At 41.6% G+C, this 17859-nt stretch carries 16 protein-coding genes and 1 tRNA gene; 8 read left to right on the plus strand and 9 right to left on the minus strand.

What is annotated here, in order from left to right; genetic code table 11:
* The first annotated feature begins 60 nt into the window (after window positions 1–60).
* Window positions 61–2016, plus strand: a complete 1956-nt coding sequence (locus tag BMW86_RS08075) for a M1 family metallopeptidase (protein WP_089780690.1) — start codon at window positions 61–63, stop codon at window positions 2014–2016.
* 9 nt (window positions 2017–2025) lie between these two features.
* Here the strand turns inward: BMW86_RS08075 and BMW86_RS08080 are convergent, their stop codons facing one another.
* The 7 genes from BMW86_RS08080 to BMW86_RS08110 form a co-directional block, all read right to left on the minus strand.
* Entirely contained in the window at window positions 2026–2604 is a 579-nt protein-coding gene (locus BMW86_RS08080) for a YdeI/OmpD-associated family protein (RefSeq protein WP_089780693.1), read from the minus strand.
* 4 nt (window positions 2605–2608) lie between these two features.
* Window positions 2609–2989, minus strand: coding sequence for a DoxX family protein (locus BMW86_RS08085; protein WP_089780695.1), 381 nt, complete (start codon window positions 2987–2989; stop codon window positions 2609–2611).
* A 6-nt stretch (window positions 2990–2995) separates the two neighbouring features.
* The gene (locus BMW86_RS08090) at window positions 2996–3463 is read right to left on the minus strand and encodes an SRPBCC family protein (RefSeq protein WP_089780697.1); all 468 of its coding nucleotides are present in this window, start codon (window positions 3461–3463) and stop codon (window positions 2996–2998) included.
* Window position 3464: 1 nt separating this feature from the next.
* Window positions 3465–3785: an ArsR/SmtB family transcription factor gene (locus BMW86_RS08095; protein ID WP_089780699.1), complete on the minus strand. Its 321-nt coding sequence runs from the start codon at window positions 3783–3785 to the stop codon at window positions 3465–3467.
* 290 nt (window positions 3786–4075) lie between these two features.
* Complete coding sequence (locus BMW86_RS08100) at window positions 4076–4828, minus strand: polysaccharide lyase family 7 protein (RefSeq protein ID WP_089780701.1); 753 nt, start codon at window positions 4826–4828, stop codon at window positions 4076–4078.
* Window positions 4829–5192: 364 nt separating this feature from the next.
* Window positions 5193–5903, minus strand: a complete 711-nt coding sequence (gene aqpZ, locus BMW86_RS08105) for an aquaporin Z (protein WP_089780703.1) — start codon at window positions 5901–5903, stop codon at window positions 5193–5195.
* A 70-nt stretch (window positions 5904–5973) separates the two neighbouring features.
* Complete coding sequence (locus BMW86_RS08110) at window positions 5974–7101, minus strand: ATP-binding protein (protein WP_089780705.1); 1128 nt, start codon at window positions 7099–7101, stop codon at window positions 5974–5976.
* Window positions 7102–8038: 937 nt separating this feature from the next.
* Here BMW86_RS08110 and BMW86_RS08115 point away from each other — a divergent pair.
* The gene (locus BMW86_RS08115; protein ID WP_089780707.1) at window positions 8039–8701 is read left to right on the plus strand and encodes a putative polyvalent protein kinase domain-containing protein; all 663 of its coding nucleotides are present in this window, start codon (window positions 8039–8041) and stop codon (window positions 8699–8701) included.
* Between the two features lie 156 nt (window positions 8702–8857).
* On the plus strand, window positions 8858–9559 hold the full coding sequence (locus BMW86_RS08120) for a hypothetical protein (RefSeq protein ID WP_143056522.1): 702 nt from the start codon (window positions 8858–8860) through the stop codon (window positions 9557–9559).
* Between the two features lie 207 nt (window positions 9560–9766).
* Here the strand turns inward: BMW86_RS08120 and BMW86_RS08125 are convergent.
* Window positions 9767–9855 (minus strand) — tRNA-Ser (locus BMW86_RS08125).
* 279 nt (window positions 9856–10134) lie between these two features.
* Here BMW86_RS08125 and fabF point away from each other — a divergent pair.
* The 4 genes from fabF (at window position 10135) to BMW86_RS08145 (ending at window position 15755) form a co-directional block, all read left to right on the plus strand.
* Window positions 10135–11397, plus strand: coding sequence for a beta-ketoacyl-ACP synthase II (gene fabF, locus BMW86_RS08130; protein ID WP_089780711.1), 1263 nt, complete (start codon window positions 10135–10137; stop codon window positions 11395–11397).
* A gap of 139 nt (window positions 11398–11536) precedes the next feature.
* The gene (gene uvrA, locus BMW86_RS08135) at window positions 11537–14413 is read left to right on the plus strand and encodes an excinuclease ABC subunit UvrA (protein WP_089780713.1); all 2877 of its coding nucleotides are present in this window, start codon (window positions 11537–11539) and stop codon (window positions 14411–14413) included.
* A 102-nt stretch (window positions 14414–14515) separates the two neighbouring features.
* The gene (locus tag BMW86_RS08140) at window positions 14516–14983 is read left to right on the plus strand and encodes a DUF6452 family protein (protein ID WP_143056523.1); all 468 of its coding nucleotides are present in this window, start codon (window positions 14516–14518) and stop codon (window positions 14981–14983) included.
* Window positions 14949–15755: a DUF6048 family protein gene (locus BMW86_RS08145; protein ID WP_089780717.1), complete on the plus strand. Its 807-nt coding sequence runs from the start codon at window positions 14949–14951 to the stop codon at window positions 15753–15755. The genes BMW86_RS08140 and BMW86_RS08145 overlap by 35 nt, the downstream gene beginning before the upstream one ends.
* Before the next feature lie 5 nt (window positions 15756–15760).
* Here BMW86_RS08145 and BMW86_RS08150 read toward each other — a convergent pair whose 3' ends face one another.
* Window positions 15761–16201, minus strand: a complete 441-nt coding sequence (locus BMW86_RS08150) for a GNAT family N-acetyltransferase (protein ID WP_177189195.1) — start codon at window positions 16199–16201, stop codon at window positions 15761–15763.
* A gap of 65 nt (window positions 16202–16266) precedes the next feature.
* Between BMW86_RS08150 and BMW86_RS08155 the strand changes: the two genes are divergently transcribed.
* Entirely contained in the window at window positions 16267–17751 is a 1485-nt protein-coding gene (locus BMW86_RS08155; RefSeq protein WP_089780721.1) for an ATP-binding cassette domain-containing protein, read from the plus strand.
* The last annotated feature ends 108 nt before the right edge of the window (window positions 17752–17859 follow it).

A 17859-nucleotide genomic window follows, 5' to 3' on the forward strand; every position in this document is an offset into this window, starting at 1 on the left:
TGATCTTCTTTTTGCCAGAAAATTATAGTAGTTTACCTGTATTCTTAACCAATTGGCAATATGGATATATTTTCCCGCAGCAGGCGTTTTATAAAAATTGCAATCACTATTATCCTGGGTTTTACCTGTCATACATCATTTGGTCAATCCAGGTATAATCCTTCCCTATTGTTTCCTGCACTGCCGCTTTTACCCCCTGGTAATGAATACCGTACAGCTACCGGAGAACCGGGCCCCGCATACTGGCAAAACCAGTCGGATTATGTAATAGATGTAACGCTCGATGATCAGCAAAACCTGATTAAGGGGATTGTAACGATTACTTATACTAATAATAGTCCGCAGGCACTTTCTTCTTTATGGCTGCAATTGGAGCAGAATGTTTATAAGAGTAATTCCAGGGGAATATTGTCAGGATTGTTTCAATACAAGAATCCTGATGAACAGGTAAAGGATGGTGGATTTGAAATTGAGGAAGTAAAACTTACTGACAATAGTAACATCACTTACGATGTATTCGATACAAGGATGAAATTGTCCCTGTCTGAACCTCTAAAAAAAGGACAGAAATTAACCTTCCGTATAAAATATAATTATCTCTTCCCTGTCAATTATAAGAATGCTGATTTTCAGGTGAACAGGACAGATATCCTGCCATCTAAGAATGGTAATATTTATGCTGTGGCGCAATGGTATCCGAGGATGTGCGTATTAGATGATGTAGAAGGCTGGAACACGTTACCATATCTTGGCAATGGAGAATTTTATCTTGACTTTGGCAATTTTCAGGTGAACATAACATTACCTTCTTCTTACCTGGTAGAAGCTTCCGGCGATTTGATGAATCCGGAGGAAGTTTTAACCCCTGTTCAGATGAAGCGATGGCAATCCGCTAAGGAAAGTACTAACCCGGTGTTTATCAGATCTGCAAAAGAAGTATCAGATGCTTCTTCCAGACCCACAAAGCCCACATGCACCTGGAAGTTCAGGATGGACCGTACAAGGGATTTTGCATGGACAGCTTCCAAATCATTCATATGGGAAGTGTTGAATTTCCAGCTGGGTGATGGAAAACCTGTTACAGGCAGTTCTTTATATCCTGTTGAATCTGAGAAACGTAACAGCTGGTCAAGATCTTCTGAATACATCAGGTTTACATTGCAGTATTTTTCTCAAAAATGGTTTCCTTATCCATTTAATAAAGCTGTGAATGTTGCTTCTAACCTGGATGGTATGGAATACCCCGGCATGGTATTTTGTTCAGCCAAAGATACAGGTAACATGTATTGGGCGGTAGTCAATCATGAATTAGGTCATACCTGGTTTCCTATGGTCGTTGGCAGCAATGAGCGCAAGTATGCATGGATGGATGAAGGCTTTAATCTTTTTATAGATAATATGGCAACCAAAGAATTTAATAAAGGAGAATTCATTGGTTATGCTGAAATTGATATGCCGGTCACCGCACTTTTTGCGGATAGCATAGTACCTATTTTAACCCGTCCTGATGTAATACCTGGTAATCAGGTATATCCTATCCAGTATCAGAAAGTAGCTTATTTACTGGCGCTGCTACGCAATGAGATCCTTGGTGCAGATCGCTTTGATTATGCTTTCAGAAAATATATCCGTGACTGGGCATATAAACACCCTACTCCCTGGGATTTTTTCAGAAGCATGAATGCTTCAACAGGCGAAGACCTGACATGGTTCTGGAAATCTATGTTTCTGGAAAACTTCAGATTGGATCAAAAGATTGCAAAAGTTGAAACTACCGCAAAGAATAAAACGCTCATAACCATTGAGAATATTGATAAAGCGGCAATGCCACTTATTGTAGATATAACTTATGCCAATGGTTTGCATGAGAGGCGGTCTTTCCCTGTAGAGATATGGGAAAACAGTACTTCATATACCTTTGCTGCCAACAAAGGCGAAGTTGTTTCCAAAGTCGTTATTGATCCAGGCCAGGTTTATCCTGATGTAAACAGAGGAAATAATCTTTATGACAGATAGGGCAATATACTAATCATCTAATCCTTTTCCATTGAGAATTTGCTGCATATACTTTTCAACTCTGGACTCCCGGGTTTTGGATTGTTTGGGTGCAGCAAAATAAAGAAGGTATCCTCTTTGCCGTCCTGGTGTTAATGCATCAAAAGCAGTTTTCAAGGCAGGGTTTTTATCTAATTTATTTTGAAATTCTTCAGGCATAGTAAATTCTGTAACCTTTTTAAAATTCACTTTCAAACCGGCCTTTTCCACTTCGATGGCTTCATAAATATAGGCTTTCAGGATAGGCTTCATCTTCACTATTTCCTTCACATCGGTGAACCGGATCTGGCGTGCCGCCTGCACATCCTTCGTTTGCTGGACCAGAATACCATTGGCATCATTTAATAAGGCGCCTTTGAAAAACAAAAGCGCACAGTATTCTTTAAACACATGTATTAAAACGATGTTACTTTCCTGAAAGGTGTAACAGGGAACACCCCACTTCAATTCTTCGCTCAGCCCACAGTCAAGAACGATTTTTCTCAATTGCGCCAGTTCTTTCTCCCACTTTTCAGTCTTACTAAAATAAAAATCAGCTTTAGGATTCATGATATCATTTATTAAGATTAACTGAAATAACTTTTCTATCTGCAGGTCTGAAATACCAGGATATCACTGTCAGGGTTAATAATAACAACGAGGGGAATATTACATTAACGGTACCCGATGCTATATGTGAAAATGCAGCTCCCGACATCGCAAAGAAAAAGCCTGCATAAGCCCATTCCTTTAGTAAGCCAAATTTAGGAATAAGCACGGCGGCAGCTCCCAGAATTTTCCAGACACCCAGTATTGTCAGAAAATAGGCGGGATAACCCAAATTTGCAGTAAAATCTACTTCCTGTTTCACTTTTAATAACTGTACTATTCCGGTTGATACCATTCCTAATGCAAGCCAGAGAGTAGCAATCCAATAGATAATTTTATTTCTCATAATGTCCTATTTTAATTTGTTTACAATGTTTTGCAACCGGTTATGTGCCATATTTAAGCCTGGAGCAAAACCCATTTGTACCATTTGGTCTCTGAGTGCAACTGACTTATATACTATATGCATAGTGAGTTTGCTGGTGTCGTCAGTAAGTTGTTCAAATTCGAAGAACTCAAGCTGGGCGGCAAAAGGTGTATTCTCCATTTCAAATGTCCGAGTGATTCTCTCGTTGGGAACAAACTCATGGATGACTCCATTGGCCTTAAATACTACATTTCCTTTAGCATCACTTGTTTCAAATTGCCAACTGCCGTGCTTTTTATTTTCAAGTTTCAGCACTTTTGTACCCATCCACTGCTCAACAATTTCGGGCTCTACATAAGCTTTAAAGAGTAGTTCCAATGGCAAATCAAACTCCCTTGTAATCACTAATTCCTGTTTGCCGTTTTCGGCATTAATTTTTGTTTTTTGTTCCATGTTATTTGTTTTTATATTTTTTCATTATTGTCTCTAATTTGTTGAACCGGTCTTCCCACATTTGGCGGAATGGTTCAATGAAATCGGCTACCTCTTTCATTTTTTTTGCATTAATATGGTAATGAATCTCCCTGCCGTTTTGCTCTTGTTTAAGCAATTCGCACTCAGTGAGTATTTGCAGATGTTTTGAAACGGTCGGTCTGGCAGTGTCAAAGTTTGCCGCGATGGCACCTGCTGTCATGGATTGTGAGGCTACCAATAGAAGTATTGCCCTTCTTGTAGGGTCTGCTATAGCCTGGAATACATCTCTTCTTAAATTCATTGTGTAGCTATTTGACTACAAATATAAGTGTAGCTATTTAACTACACAAATAAATTTCTGAACTTGAAAAGATGAGGTGAAATTTGTTGTTATCTGTTAAAAAACTGATAGCTTTTTCAATTCTATAGCTTATCAGGCATCTGTTAACCGTCTATAAATATTGCAAACTTAAACGAAAGCCTGAATAACCGCAATCCATTTCTTGCTATTACGTTTGTTAAAACAGGGAGAGAACCGGTCTCTCTCCCTGCATATAGATCAGATTGCAAGCGCCATTACAATATTGCTGATTATTGCCCCACAGGTCCGTTTTTCCAGTATTTTACATTTTTCCAACGGGTTTCAGATCTCGATCCGGATATATTATATACCCCGCATTTGAAGTAATGTGTGGCATCACCGCGATCGGCATAGGTCCCTTTAAGTACCCTATCCAGGTAAACATAGATCTTACCATTGTCAGCATCATGCTGTACATTTACGTGTATCCATTTATTATAAGCAGATGTCATCAACGTTTCATTATCATATCTTTTTATAGTACCGCCACTGCCCGGATGAATTTTAAGCATGATAGCCGTTGCATTTGTTGCTCCTCCGAATACCTGCATAATATCCGTTCCTTCCGAACCGGAAACAATGTATACATCCCCTTCAAACTGGTGTTTCCCGGAAGTATAGTTATTATTCATACGCAATTCTGAACGGGGCCCGGTAGTGCAACCTTCAAACTGACAGGCATCACCTGAGTATATCCAGAAATGATGTTCTCCGCTGGAATAACTGTAACGACTGGACTGAGAAAGATTCCAGGGGGTTTGTATGCCATAGGTATAAGACGTCTGTGTCCATCCACTGGTTGGATCTACGGCGGCAACACTTATCAGGGCTGTTTGATTGTTTGAGGCAGCTAGTCCGTTTCTCTCTGTTTCCACTGCAGTTTTCCTGCAACCGCTCAGTAAAAGCGCTGAGAGCATAAAAACGCATAAAATCCCTTTTGCAGGCAAAGCACTGAAGCTGCCCTGGGGAGGTAAGATGTTCATTTAGCAAATTTTAATGATTAACAAATAATGATTCGCGTAATGCAAGAAACAGCTGACCTGGCAGGAAGCCCGGGCGCTACGGTTGTGTTCCTGAGTAGATGTTCATAGCCAATACATCAAAATTTAAGGATTCATCAAAGTAAAGGCTCCGCACTTTGGCGTTTTGTCCATTTTAATCTACTGTTAGATGCATCTACCTGGCATGTATATGGCACGATAAAAACTAAATGAGCTGTTTTCCCCTGAAGAGGAAAACAGCTCATTTAGTTTTTTATCTAAAAGATTTGTTGGTGTAATCAGTACTTAATTACCCATAAACTTTTCAAGAATGCTTAAACTCTATTCCTAAATAGTATAAAATGGGTTAGCTCTCATTATCTTGTTTCTGCAAAAGGGTTCTGTATATGAGTCCACCAATAATACTGCCTGCGATGGGGGCAACCCAGAATAACCATAATTGCTTTAAGGCCATTCCTCCAACAAATAAAGCCTGAGAGGTAGACCGGGCAGGATTGACGGAGGTATTGGTAATTGGAATGCTGATCAGATGGATAAGTGTAAGTGCCAATCCGATTGCAATTCCCGCAAATTTCCCATTGGCAAACTTGTCTGTAGCACCCATAATTACAATAAGGAAGAATGCTGTCAGCGTCATTTCCGTAAGAAAGGCAGCCAGTAAACTATAACTTCTGTTATTATATCCCGGGCTGTCGTAAAAGTTTGTAGCGAATGCCCCTACTCCTTCCCTGCTAAAAGCACCTGCTCCGTTCAAAATGAGATAAAGTATACCGGCAGCAGCGGTTGCACCTAATACCTGGGCAATGATATAGGGTATCAGATCTTTTGCAGGAAAGCGCCCTCCGACCATTAACCCGAAAGATACTGCCGGATTAAAATGCCCGCCGGAAATATGCCCAACAGCATAAGCCATTGTAAGCACTGTAAGACCGAAGGCTAATGCCACTCCCAAAAGTCCGATCCCAATATCGGGAACTCCGGCAGCAAATACAGCACTGCCACATCCTCCAAATACTAACCAAAAAGTTCCGAAAAACTCTGCAAATAGCTTTTTCATATTATTTTGAATTTAAGGTTTAGTTCAATTGCTAACAATTTAATTCATTCTTTGTTCTATATATAAAGAATTATACATTCACAAACTCCATGTAGTTAGTCCTGTTCATAATATTTGTAATACTACCAGGATAGGCATCCATAAATGCTTGCGGGATTTTAGCTTTAGTTTTTTCATTCCATTTAAATTCCCAGGCGTATAGCTTCCCGCCTGATTCTTCAATTAGATCAACCTCTTGTTGCTGGTGGGTACGCCAGAAATAGGTATTTACATAATGGTTTGTGTAATGGTTGGCTTTCATCCTTTCGCTGACCAGAAAGTTTTCAAAGAGTGAGCCAACATCCTGCCGTAATTCAAGAGGTGAAAAATTCTTGATTAGTGCATTTCTGATGCCATTATCATAGAAGTAGATCTTCTTTCCTTTTTTTATTTCATTGCGTAGATTGCGGCTGAAGCCCCCTACCTGAAAAACTACGAAACATTTTTCCAACAGTTCGATATACCGATCGACTGTTTTGTTGTCGGTGCCGATGGTTTTTCCGATTTCGGTATATGAAATTTCACTGCCTACCTGAAGTGCAAGTGCAACCAACAATCTTTCGAGTAAGGCAGGCTTTCGTACATCCTGCAATGAAAGAACGTCTTTGAAAAGGTAATTATTGGTTAATTCAAGTAAGTTTGCTTGAGCATCCGCTGGCGAATTTACAATATCAGGGTAAAAACCATATATCATTCGCTGCTCTAACAACCTGCTTTCCTGCAGAACGGAGCTATTTGCTACCATTTCGTTAGTCGAGAAGGGATACAAATGATATTCCCGTTTGCGACCAGTTAATGGTTCATTGATCTCGTTGGCCAGTTCCAGTGCAGAAGATCCTGTTGCAATAACCTGGATATCTTTAAAGTTATCTACGAGGAGTTTTAAGGTAAGGCCAATATTTTTAACTCGTTGGGCTTCGTCTATCAACACCAGTGTATTATCCCCTATCAGCGCTTTCAAAGATGTTGAACTGGCATTGGCCAACATTGGCCGGATATCTGGCTCATCGCAGTTTAGGTAAAGTACTTTTCCATCAGCTTGTTCCATGATTACCTGAAGCAAGGTGGTTTTACCCACTTGCCTTGGCCCGGTAATGATAATAGCTTTTCCTTTGAAGAGATTGCTTATAATCTGGTCGTATATAGCTCTTTTAATCATTTGAGCACTCTTATTTTAGACAAATACAAAGTTTATAAACCTTAAATTTACATAAATTCAGGGTTTATAAACCTTAAATATAGGCAAATTCAAGGTTTACAGCTAATTTGATCTATTAATTTGCTATATCCTAAATTATATTGCTAAACCGGAATTTCTTAATCGAATTTTTATCCGGAGATCAAAAGATGTATACCGTAGAGGCTTTATAATTATTTCAAAATCAGTAGGTTTACATGACAATCTATGTTACTAAAACCATTGTATGGGATACCACATATTAATACCCGAAAGTAATTCAAGCAGCATTTATTATTATGTTGAGAATATTGAGGAACTCGCATATATAGATGACATCACAGAAGATACAATCGTTTATGAGGGACCTAAATCTCAGATGCCATGGCGATTAATGTGAACACCTCTTTCCAGTATTCATATTAATTTATACACGAAACTTTATATAGTACAGCATCACTTCCTGCAATATTCCAATGAAAGGTAAATTGTAAAACCGGCATTTTCCTATGAAATTAACTACAATCGTAAAATGTGGCATTTCGAGTCGGGAAAATAATTCTTCCTGTTTAGACAATCTAAATTATATGCTTAGAACTTTCAATCCCCCAACTTTTCAACTTGATCTCAGACCTGGTGAGTAATACAGCTACAAATGAAAAAAGGACAAACCATCTTTCGATAATTTGTCCTTGTCAAGCGGGCTGTAGTGGACAAAGTTCGAACCTTTTCCTGGTAGATCTGGAGAAAATTTCCTTGTTAGCCCACAAGATTATTTAACCAAAATTGTAATTTAAAGGACGCGATTTTTCGATTAGGCCTAGTTAAGTACATGCTTAATATATTGAAAATCAATTTATTGAATAGTGTGCCGCCATGCAATTCAGGATTCTCTTGATTTTTAGTAATTTTACACCAAATGGATATTAATGATACCAGAAGCAAACTTAAAAATATCATTGACGGAGTTATCATTGAGGGGACAGCAGATAATTGCACAGCAATCAGGAATATCCTATGCGCAAGCTTTAGCACAAGTACAACGGTTAAAAGAAATTTCGAAAGTAAAGCAATCACAAAAAAAGAGCAGATCGAATTCTTAAAAGCCTATGCATCAGAAAAAGATCTTTTGATAAAACAAGCCCCAAACGAATCCCAATATCTTGCCAGAGGTGGTGAATCCAAAGTTTATTTTGAAGCAGAAACTAACAGCGTTATTAAATTAAATGATGGAATTTACTATGCTACCTGGTTGGAGTTCTTTAACAGTATTGTGATTCACAATCTTCTTTTCCCTAATACAGCTTATAGTTTTCTTGGATTTATTGAAATCGAAGATACATTTTGTGCCATATTAAAACAACCGTTTGTAACATCTGACGATGCAGTTGATCTGGCCGATGTTAAAAAATTATTGGCATACAATGGCTTTGAAAATATATTAAGGAATGGACTTCCTACCAGCAATTATTACAATAAAGAGTTAGGATTGATTCTCGAAGATATACATGATGAAAACGTTATCGTGAAAGCCAATACACTTTTCTTTATTGATACGGTATTCTATACAGCCTTTCAATAGAGGCATTAGGCAATTGTACAATTTTCCGTAGGAACGGAGTTGCCTGATATATCGGAGAACAATTGCTGATATGCTGTAAAATCCACAAAACCGTATAAGATATAAGGTACGGGTTATGGAATATTTTAGTTTCTGAATCTTTTTGGAAAAGCTGTCATGCGGAGACTTGGTTTGATTTTTTTAATAAGTGGATGTGTTAAACCACGTATTAGCAGTCTTAAAGTAGCCGATTTTGTATTGGTGGATACCAGCCAGCCTGCTACCGAATATTTGCATATGCAACGTTCAATGGATTATCCTATTTATTATACCGGCCCTGTAAAAGATACCATCAACATAGGTCAAAGATATGAGCGGAGAAGAACGCCTATTCCACGATGGCCGGAAATATTTCCTGTCAGCTATACATACTCAGATAAAAATCTACGTATAGAAGTCGATACCTCATTTGATGCAAATTGTCTGGAAGAGCATTATTCTAAAGATTGGGAAATAGATCCTGATTTAACCCGGAACTATCATGCATCCGTTTTTACCATCCAAAATATTTCCGATTCCATTATATGTATGGGAGAGACTTTTTCCATATACTATATGCATCGCGAATTGAAAAACAGACAGGGACAATGGATACAAATGGAGAAAAGTTTAAGCCAGGAACTGTTTTGCGGAACAGGACAGCCTACTATTTACATCAAACCCGGTGAAATGATACTATCTAAAGTAAAGCACTATAAAGGTACCTTTAAGACTGATTGTAGGCTTGTGTTTGGACGCAACGACCGTGTTGTTTATTCCAATGTATTCAGTGAGTTTGTTGATGATAAGATATTTTCTTTCAACGATACTGAGAATTGATGATACTTGCCAGTTCTTTCTTACTCACTTTATAGTTCATCATGGATGGGCCTTCTCCTAATGCGTAATCAGAGAAGTTAAAGCATCTTTGGTAAGATCAAAATCTATGTTGCTGATATTGTAGAATTTTCAGAGGCGATCTCTGCGAGAGTTGCCTCTAAAACAACAAAGCCTCCAAATCTTTCGACTTGAAGGCTTTAAAGCTTGCGGAGAGAGAGGGATTCGAACCCTCGGTAAAGTTTTCACCCTACGACGGTTTAGCAAACCGTTCCTTTCGGCCACTCAGGCATCTCTCCCCGTCCCATTCGGGGTTGCAAAAATAGTAATTATTTAGAATTAACCAAAAGCAATTTCATGTATTTAAAATACTCCCCAAATAATTCCCTTGCATATAACATTATAAATACCTGTAATGAAAGCATTTAACCCCTCACAAAACACCCAAACCCGCTTTAACAGCAATAAAGACCTGATCCCGGAAATTTATATAACACATAATTCTTATGAATATGCGTAATCATAAGAATAAGTGACTAAATTTGCGCTCTAACTTTCGATTTTAAAGTCAAAGCAATATGCGCACTGTTACATTAAAAAGGGTTGTGGTTACCGGGCTTGGGGCCTTAACGCCTATCGGAAATGATGTAAACACTTTCTGGAATAATCTGAAAACAGGCACCAGTGGTGCCGGCCCAATTACACGTTTCGATATCACTGAATTTAAAACCAAGTTCGCCTGCGAGCTCAAGGGTTTTAATATAGAAGACTTCATGGAGAAGAAGGAAGCCCGTAAAATGGACATGTTCACCCAATATGCAATGGTGGCTGCTCAGGAGGCTGTGGAAAATGCAGGTCTTCACCTCGAAGGTGTAGATAAAACCATGGTGGGTGTTATCTGGGCTTCCGGTAACGGTGGTATGCAAACCTTCGAAGACCAGATCATCGAATTTGCAAACGCCAACTTCGTTCCTAAGTTCAATCCTTTCTTTATTCCCAAACTGATCTCCGATATCGCCGCAGGGCAAATATCCATGAAATACGGTTTCATGGGTGTAAACTATTGCACAGTATCTGCCTGCGCTTCTTCAAGCAGCGCACTGGTGGATGCTTTCAACTTCATCCGCCTGGGTAAAGCCAACGCTATCGTAGCCGGTGGTTCCGAAGCACCTATCACCCGTGCTGGTATTGCCGGTTTCAATGCCCTCAAGGCACTGTCTACCCGCAATGAAGAGCCGACTCACGCTTCCCGTCCTTTCGATGCAACCCGCGATGGTTTCGTAATGGGCGAAGGCGCTGGCGCTATCATCCTGGAAGAATACGAACATGCAGTGAAAAGAGGCGCTACCATCTACGCAGAAATGGTAGGCGGCGCTATGACTGCAGATGCTTACCACCTCACCGCTACTCATCCGGAAGGCCTCGGCGCCCGCCTGGGTATGCAGAGAGCACTGGAAGATGCTGAACTGAAACCTGAAGATGTAGATTATATCAATGCACATGCTACTTCTACCCCACTGGGCGACGTAAGTGAGCTGAAAGGTATCACCGGCGTATTCGGCGACTACGTTACCAAAATAAACATCAGCGCTACCAAATCCATGACAGGCCACCTGTTAGGAGCTGCCGGCGCCATCGAAGCCATTACCTGTATCAAGTCTACACTGCACGATATCATCCCCCCTACCATCAACACCGGTGAACTGGGAGAAGGTATCCCTACTAACCTCAACCTTACCCTCGGCAAGGCACAGGAACGTAACGTCAACGTAGCTATGAGTAACACTTTCGGCTTCGGCGGACACAACGCTATCGTAATATTCAAGAAATTCCAGGCATAACTCACTGGTTATATTATAGAAGCGGATCACAGTTGTGATCCGCTTTTTTATTTCACTAAAAATTTTAGTACTCGCCAATTATGGTGTAGTTTAGTAGTCTAAATTAGTTCGTGGCCAACCACGCCTTTTTACTACCAATATGGCAAAGAAGAAAGAGAATGTAACTACGCCGGAACCCGTACTCATACCGGCAGATGATCATATAGAAGTGTTTGGTGCCCGGGTTCACAACCTGAAAAACCTGGATATTCAGTTACCTAAAAATAAATTGGTTGTCATTACCGGCATCAGCGGAAGCGGTAAATCATCGCTGGCTTTTGATACCATTTATGCAGAGGGACAAAGACGTTACATGGAAAGTTTTTCCGCTTATGCCCGCCAGTTTATCGGCGACATGGAAAGACCCGATGTTGATAAGATTACCGGCCTCTCGCCCGTTATCTCTATCGAACAGAAAACTACCAACAAAAATCCCCGCTCTACTGTAGGCACCATCACGGAAATATATGACTTCCTCCGCCTCCTCTACGCACGCGTAGGTCAGGCATATTCATATAATACCAACAAACGCATGACCCGCTTCTCCGAAGAAGAAATCCTGGATCATGTGTTCAAAAACTTTCCTAAAAAGAAGCTGGTCATCCTGGCTCCATTAATCCGTGGACGTAAAGGTCATTACCGCGAACTGTTTGAACAACTACGCAAACAGGGCTACCTGAAAGTACGGGTGAACGGGGAAATACTCGACCTGAAAGAACGTATGCAGGTTGACCGCTACAAGATTCACGACATAGAATTAGTGGTAGATAGAGTACAGGTATTGGATGATGCACGTACAAGAATCAGTCAGAGTGTACAAAAAGCACTGCAGATGGGGAAAGGGCTGCTCTTTATCATGGATAACGACAGCAACAAAATCAATCAGTACAGTAAACAGCTGATGTGTGAGGATACCGGTATCTCTTATGAGGAACCCTCTCCCAACACATTCTCCTTTAACTCTCCATATGGCGCCTGCCCACGCTGTAAAGGACTTGGCACTATCTACCAGATAGATATGGATGAGGTGATACCAGATTATTCCCGCTCTATCAATGAGGGTGGTCTGGCTCCTTTAGGGGAAGCCCGCGATACCTTTACCTTTAAACAGGTACAGCAGCTGGCAAAGAAATACAAATTCTCCCTCACCGCTCCTCTCTCCGATATCCCGCAGAAATCTTTAAACCTGCTATTGTTCGGTGATGAAAACGGAAAGCTGGAAATGGAAATGGGCTTCGAAGAAAACGGAGAACCTACCTACTCCACAGAATATGAAGGGGTCATCAATACCGTACGCCGCTTCTTCAATGATACTTCTTCAGAAGCTGTCCGCAATTGGGCGGAAGGTTTCATGAAACTCAATACCTGCCCCGAATGTAATGGCACCCGTCTTAAAAAAGAAAGTCTCTATTTTAAGGTAGATGAAAAGAACATTGCAGAACTGGGTGAGATGGACCTGGACAAACTCCTGGCCTGGTTCAAAGACATCGAAAAACGACTGGATAAGAAACAGAACACCATCGCCAAGGATATCCTCAAAGAAATCCGCGAACGACTGGGCTTCTTATTAGGCGTAGGTTTAAACTACCTCACACTCTACCGTGCTACCCGCTCTTTAAGCGGCGGGGAAAGTCAGCGTATCCGCCTGGCCACACAGATAGGCTCCCAGTTAATGGGGATCACCTATATCCTGGATGAGCCAAGTATAGGACTCCATCAGCGCGATAATATGCAACTGATCCAGGCGCTGCGTAACTTAAAAGAAATGGGGAATACTGTGATCGTAGTGGAACATGATAAAGATATCATGCTGCATGCAGATCACCTGATAGATGTTGGCCCCGGTGCTGGCGTTCACGGCGGACAGATCATTGCGCAAGGAACACCTGCCCAGATATTAAAGTTAAAAACACCTACCGCAGGCTACCTGAATGGTTCACTGGTAACACCGGTACCCGAAGAAAGACGCAAAGGCAACGGTAAGTTCCTGGAACTGAAAGGCGCTACGGGCAACAATCTGAAAAATGTAAGTGTGAAATTCCCTTTGGGAACTTTCATCTGCGTAACAGGCGTTTCGGGTAGTGGTAAATCTACCCTGATCAATGAAACACTGTACCCGATCCTTAGCAAACATGCCTACGATTCCAAAATGGTCCCTATGCCTTACAAAAGCATCAAGGGCCTGGAAAATCTAGATAAAGTAATTGAGATTGATCAGTCACCTATCGGGCGTACGCCCCGTAGCAACCCGGCTACCTATTGCGGATTCTTTACCGATATCCGTACCCTCTTCTCCCAGGTACCGGAAGCCAAGATCCGCGGATACGCTGCCGGACGATTCTCTTTCAATGTAAAGAGCGGCCGTTGTGAAGTATGTGAAGGTGGTGGCATGAGAGTGATTGAAATGAACTTCCTGCCGGATGTATACGTGAAATGCGAAAAATGTAATGGCAGACGTTATAACAGGGAAACCCTGGAAATCCGCTACAAGGGCAAATCCATCTCCGATGTACTGGATATGACAGTAGATGAAGCCGTGGAATTCTTCCAGCCGGTAAACTTCATTTACCGCAAAGTAAAGACCTTACAGGATGTTGGACTGGGATACATCACCCTGGGACAATCAGCTGTTACCCTCTCCGGTGGTGAGGCGCAACGTGTGAAACTGGCAACAGAACTATCTAAGAAAGATACCGGTAAAACGATCTATATTTTAGATGAACCTACTACCGGCCTTCACTTCCAGGATATACAGCTGCTGTTAAACGTGCTGAATAAACTGGTAGACCGTGGTAATACCGTTCTGGTGATAGAACATAACCTGGATGTCATCAAAATGGCAGATTATATCGTTGACCTCGGGCCCGAAGGTGGTGGAGGTGGTGGTACCATCCTTTGCACCGGCACCCCCGAAGTGATAAGCGAATGTAAAGACAGTCATACAGCCCGCTTCCTTAAAAAGGAACTTGAATCATAAAATCTTCTTAAGGCTCCGTAGATTTGCGGAGCCTTTTACATTATGATTACCTTTGCCCGGAAAACGGACCATCCGATGCCCGTAAATGATTAATATTCAAGCATGAAATATCTCTTTCTAATACTATTGTTTACAGCGTTCGTTGCCTGTGAAGATGAAACAAAGACCTGCGACCAGACCCTCCTCGCAGATCTGGGCATCAACTTTAAAAAGGATTCGCTGGACGGCTATATCAATAAAGACACCATCTGGCCCAAAGTAACCCTGTACGCCCTGGGTAAAGATACTATCCTGAGTAGTGTCGCACGCTCCAGTGTATTCATCTCATTATCACCACTGGCAGATAGTTCCCGTTTTTATCTGAAACTGGATTCTACCAAAACACCGGATACCCTTACATTCCGCTATACCAGGAAACCGAACTTTGTATCAGCCGGCTGCGGCTTTGCTACATTCTTCACCCTGGATACCGTAATTTCCACTTATCATACTATCGACTCCATACATATTAACAACAAGGAAGTAAACAGTTCGAATGATACGCACCTTTCTTTATTTTTTATCTATTAGCCTGCTGCTGGCCATCACCACACAGGCCCAGGTAAAAGACAGCATCCGGATTAAACCGCTTGCTGACAGCATTGCTCACAAAAGGGATACAACCACCCGTAAACTGGTGACAAAACCACTGTCAAAATCAAAAGACAGTCTTGTCTATACGACCAGCGGTGGCCTGCGTCTCGGACTGGATGTCAGCCGGTTTGTAGTGAAGGCCTTCCAGCCCTACAGAACAGACATCACCGTACAGGCAGATGCCCAGATCAACAAAAGACTATATGGCGCCATCGAACTTGGCTATAACAGAACTTCCCACAGCGATACCAACTACACCTATAAAGGCAACGGCCAATATGTGACAGTAGGAGTGGATTATGACTTCCTTAACAAGAAGGCTACCGGGGAAAAAAACATGGTATACGGTGGTATCCGCTATGGCTTTGCCCATAATACCTACGAATCGCCTGCATATAAACTGCACAGCGATTACTGGAGCAGCACCATAGAAGGTTCTTATCCCAAAACAAGCATGACGGCCCACTGGATAGAACTGATATTTGGATTAAGGGTAGAAGTATTGAAGAATTTCTTCCTGGGATGGGGCGTGAGAGAAAAGATCATGGTCAGCAACAGCGCCAGTGATACATTCCAGCCAATAGTAATTCCTGGCTTTGGTACCGGAGGCAAAAGATCTCAGTTCGACGTAACATACTCTGTTTCATACTACATCCCGTTGTACAAAGTGAAGATTCACGTACCAAGGGAGAAACCTAAAAAGCAATGATCCGGTTAATTCCGGATCATTTCAATATGTGGGATAGCATCTTCCATATACATCTCACTGCTCTGCACAAAACCCAGCGAAGTATAAAATTTCTGTAAATACTGCTGCGCTCCAATCTTTATAGGCGCTTTCCCAAAACGCTCTTCCACTATAGCAATAGAATATTCCATCAACTGCCTTCCTGCCCCACTGCTACGCACCTTCTGAGAAGTTACCACCCTGCCAATAGACGCATACTCATACTTAATCCCCGGTCCGAATAACCGCGTATACGCTACCAGTTCATTATCAATATATCCCATCACATGCACCGCCAGTTGGTCTGTATCATCCATGTCCTGAAAAGCACATGTCTGCTCCACCACAAATACTTCACTCCGCAAACGCAGTAAAGCATATAATTCTGTAGTGGTCAATTCTTCGAATGTTTTAACAATCCATACCATAATCTATAAATTAATAATAATTTAGCGACAATATTTCGGGAATTAGCAAAAATAGAGAGAAACTGATGATGAACCATGCCGCACCCTTCCTTTCACTGGAACATATAACCGTTCGTTACCTGGATAAAACATTATTCACCGGGTTAAACTGGGACATCAATACAGGAGAACAATGGGCTATCACCGGCCCGGGAGGCTCAGGCAAATCTGCCTTATTAAACACCATCACCGGCAAGTTTAATGTCATCAACGGCAGCATTCATTATCACTTCTCTGATACTTACCGTCAGCAGCATACCATCACAGATCCTTATTTCAGCTATCGCAACCTGATAGCCCACATAGGGCATCACCATGCTTTCAGGAACAAATCTAATGTAACCACCGATTTCTATTATCAGCAGCGTTTCAACAGCATGGATGCGGAAGATGCTCCTACCGTAAGGGAATACCTGGAAGGAGACGGAGATACGCCATTATTACAGCCATTGCGTATAGCTCCCCTGCTGAATAAAGAACTGATTAAACTCTCCAACGGCGAAACCCGCCGTGTAATGATAGCGAAAGCGCTCCTGCAAAATCCGGTATTACTGATGCTGGACAATCCTTACTCAGGGTTAGATATACAGGCCAGAAAAGATTTTAGTGAGATGGTAAACAAGATCATAGACAATGGGACAACCGTCTTACTGGTCACCTCTCCTACCGAAATCCCCGGAAATATCACCCATGTACTCACTCTTGACGAGGGACAAATAACAGGAAAGTACACACGGGAAGAATACCTCACACTACCTGTAAAGGAAACTACAACCCATACAAACATCGATGAAGAAAAGCTGAGGGCGCTCGTTAAACCCGTTATCCCGCAGTTCGATACCATCATCCGTATGGAACATGTAAAAGTACAGTATGGTGAACATTTGATATTGGACGATGTTAACTGGATAGTGAAACCCAATGAAAAATGGGCTTTACTGGGGCATAATGGTGCCGGGAAATCTACCTTACTCAGTCTTATTACCGGAGATAACCCACAGGCATATTCCAATGAACTCTACCTTTTCGACCGTAAAAGGGGCAGCGGGGAAAGCATCTGGGATATCAAACGGAAAATAGGGTTCGTATCTCCCGAACTGCACCAGTACTTCAAAGCAGGCAGCAACTGCCAGCAGGTAGTAGTGTCCGGCTTTTATGATATCATTGGCAGTACTCGCGCCGGCACCCCGGAACAACTGGAACATGCTGCCAGCTGGATGGATATCCTGGGCATTGCGGACCATATGAAGTTACCCTTTACAGGAGTTCCGGAAAGTGTGCAACGCCTTACTTTGCTGGCCCGGGCATTAGTGAAAGAACCACCCCTGCTCATCTTTGATGAACCCTGCCAGGGCCTGGACGTGCAGCAGAAAGAACATTTTAAGCAAGTCATTGATACACTGTGTAATATAATGGATCTTACCCTCATCTTTGTAACGCATTACCAGGAAGAAATTCCTTCTGCCGTTACAAAAGTCCTTAAACTGGAAAAGGGCAGATCTATACATTAGCATTTTGTTTTATTTGAATTACCTTTATTCTTTTCCTAACCAGCATTCAAGAAACCTCATGCATCCCAAAAGAATTGTCATTTTCGTCAGTTGTCTGTTAGTATTGTC

The organism is Chitinophaga sp. YR573, assembly GCF_900110995.1.
Taxonomy (GTDB): Bacteria; Bacteroidota; Bacteroidia; order Chitinophagales; family Chitinophagaceae; genus Chitinophaga.

What these genes read in the sequence shown, in the direction of transcription:
- BMW86_RS08150 (WP_177189195.1), bottom strand. Translation starts at nt 16,201, where the DNA reads ATGGTATGGATTGTTAAAACATTCGAAGAATTGACCACTACAGAATTA.
- BMW86_RS08115 (WP_089780707.1), top strand. Translation starts at nt 8,039, where the DNA reads ATGGATATTAATGATACCAGAAGCAAACTTAAAAATATCATTGACGGA.
- BMW86_RS08085 (WP_089780695.1), bottom strand. Translation starts at nt 2,989, where the DNA reads ATGAGAAATAAAATTATCTATTGGATTGCTACTCTCTGGCTTGCATTA.
- aqpZ (WP_089780703.1), bottom strand. Translation starts at nt 5,903, where the DNA reads ATGAAAAAGCTATTTGCAGAGTTTTTCGGAACTTTTTGGTTAGTATTT.
- BMW86_RS08075 (WP_089780690.1), top strand. Translation starts at nt 61, where the DNA reads ATGGATATATTTTCCCGCAGCAGGCGTTTTATAAAAATTGCAATCACT.
- BMW86_RS08140 (WP_143056523.1), top strand. Translation starts at nt 14,516, where the DNA reads ATGAAATATCTCTTTCTAATACTATTGTTTACAGCGTTCGTTGCCTGT.
- BMW86_RS08095 (WP_089780699.1), bottom strand. Translation starts at nt 3,785, where the DNA reads ATGAATTTAAGAAGAGATGTATTCCAGGCTATAGCAGACCCTACAAGA.
- BMW86_RS08155 (WP_089780721.1), top strand. Translation starts at nt 16,267, where the DNA reads ATGATGAACCATGCCGCACCCTTCCTTTCACTGGAACATATAACCGTT.
- BMW86_RS08110 (WP_089780705.1), bottom strand. Translation starts at nt 7,101, where the DNA reads ATGATTAAAAGAGCTATATACGACCAGATTATAAGCAATCTCTTCAAA.
- BMW86_RS08145 (WP_089780717.1), top strand. Translation starts at nt 14,949, where the DNA reads ATGATACGCACCTTTCTTTATTTTTTATCTATTAGCCTGCTGCTGGCC.
- uvrA (WP_089780713.1), top strand. Translation starts at nt 11,537, where the DNA reads ATGGCAAAGAAGAAAGAGAATGTAACTACGCCGGAACCCGTACTCATA.
- BMW86_RS08090 (WP_089780697.1), bottom strand. Translation starts at nt 3,463, where the DNA reads ATGGAACAAAAAACAAAAATTAATGCCGAAAACGGCAAACAGGAATTA.
- BMW86_RS08100 (WP_089780701.1), bottom strand. Translation starts at nt 4,828, where the DNA reads ATGAACATCTTACCTCCCCAGGGCAGCTTCAGTGCTTTGCCTGCAAAA.
- fabF (WP_089780711.1), top strand. Translation starts at nt 10,135, where the DNA reads ATGCGCACTGTTACATTAAAAAGGGTTGTGGTTACCGGGCTTGGGGCC.
- BMW86_RS08080 (WP_089780693.1), bottom strand. Translation starts at nt 2,604, where the DNA reads ATGAATCCTAAAGCTGATTTTTATTTTAGTAAGACTGAAAAGTGGGAG.
- BMW86_RS08120 (WP_143056522.1), top strand. Translation starts at nt 8,858, where the DNA reads ATGCGGAGACTTGGTTTGATTTTTTTAATAAGTGGATGTGTTAAACCA.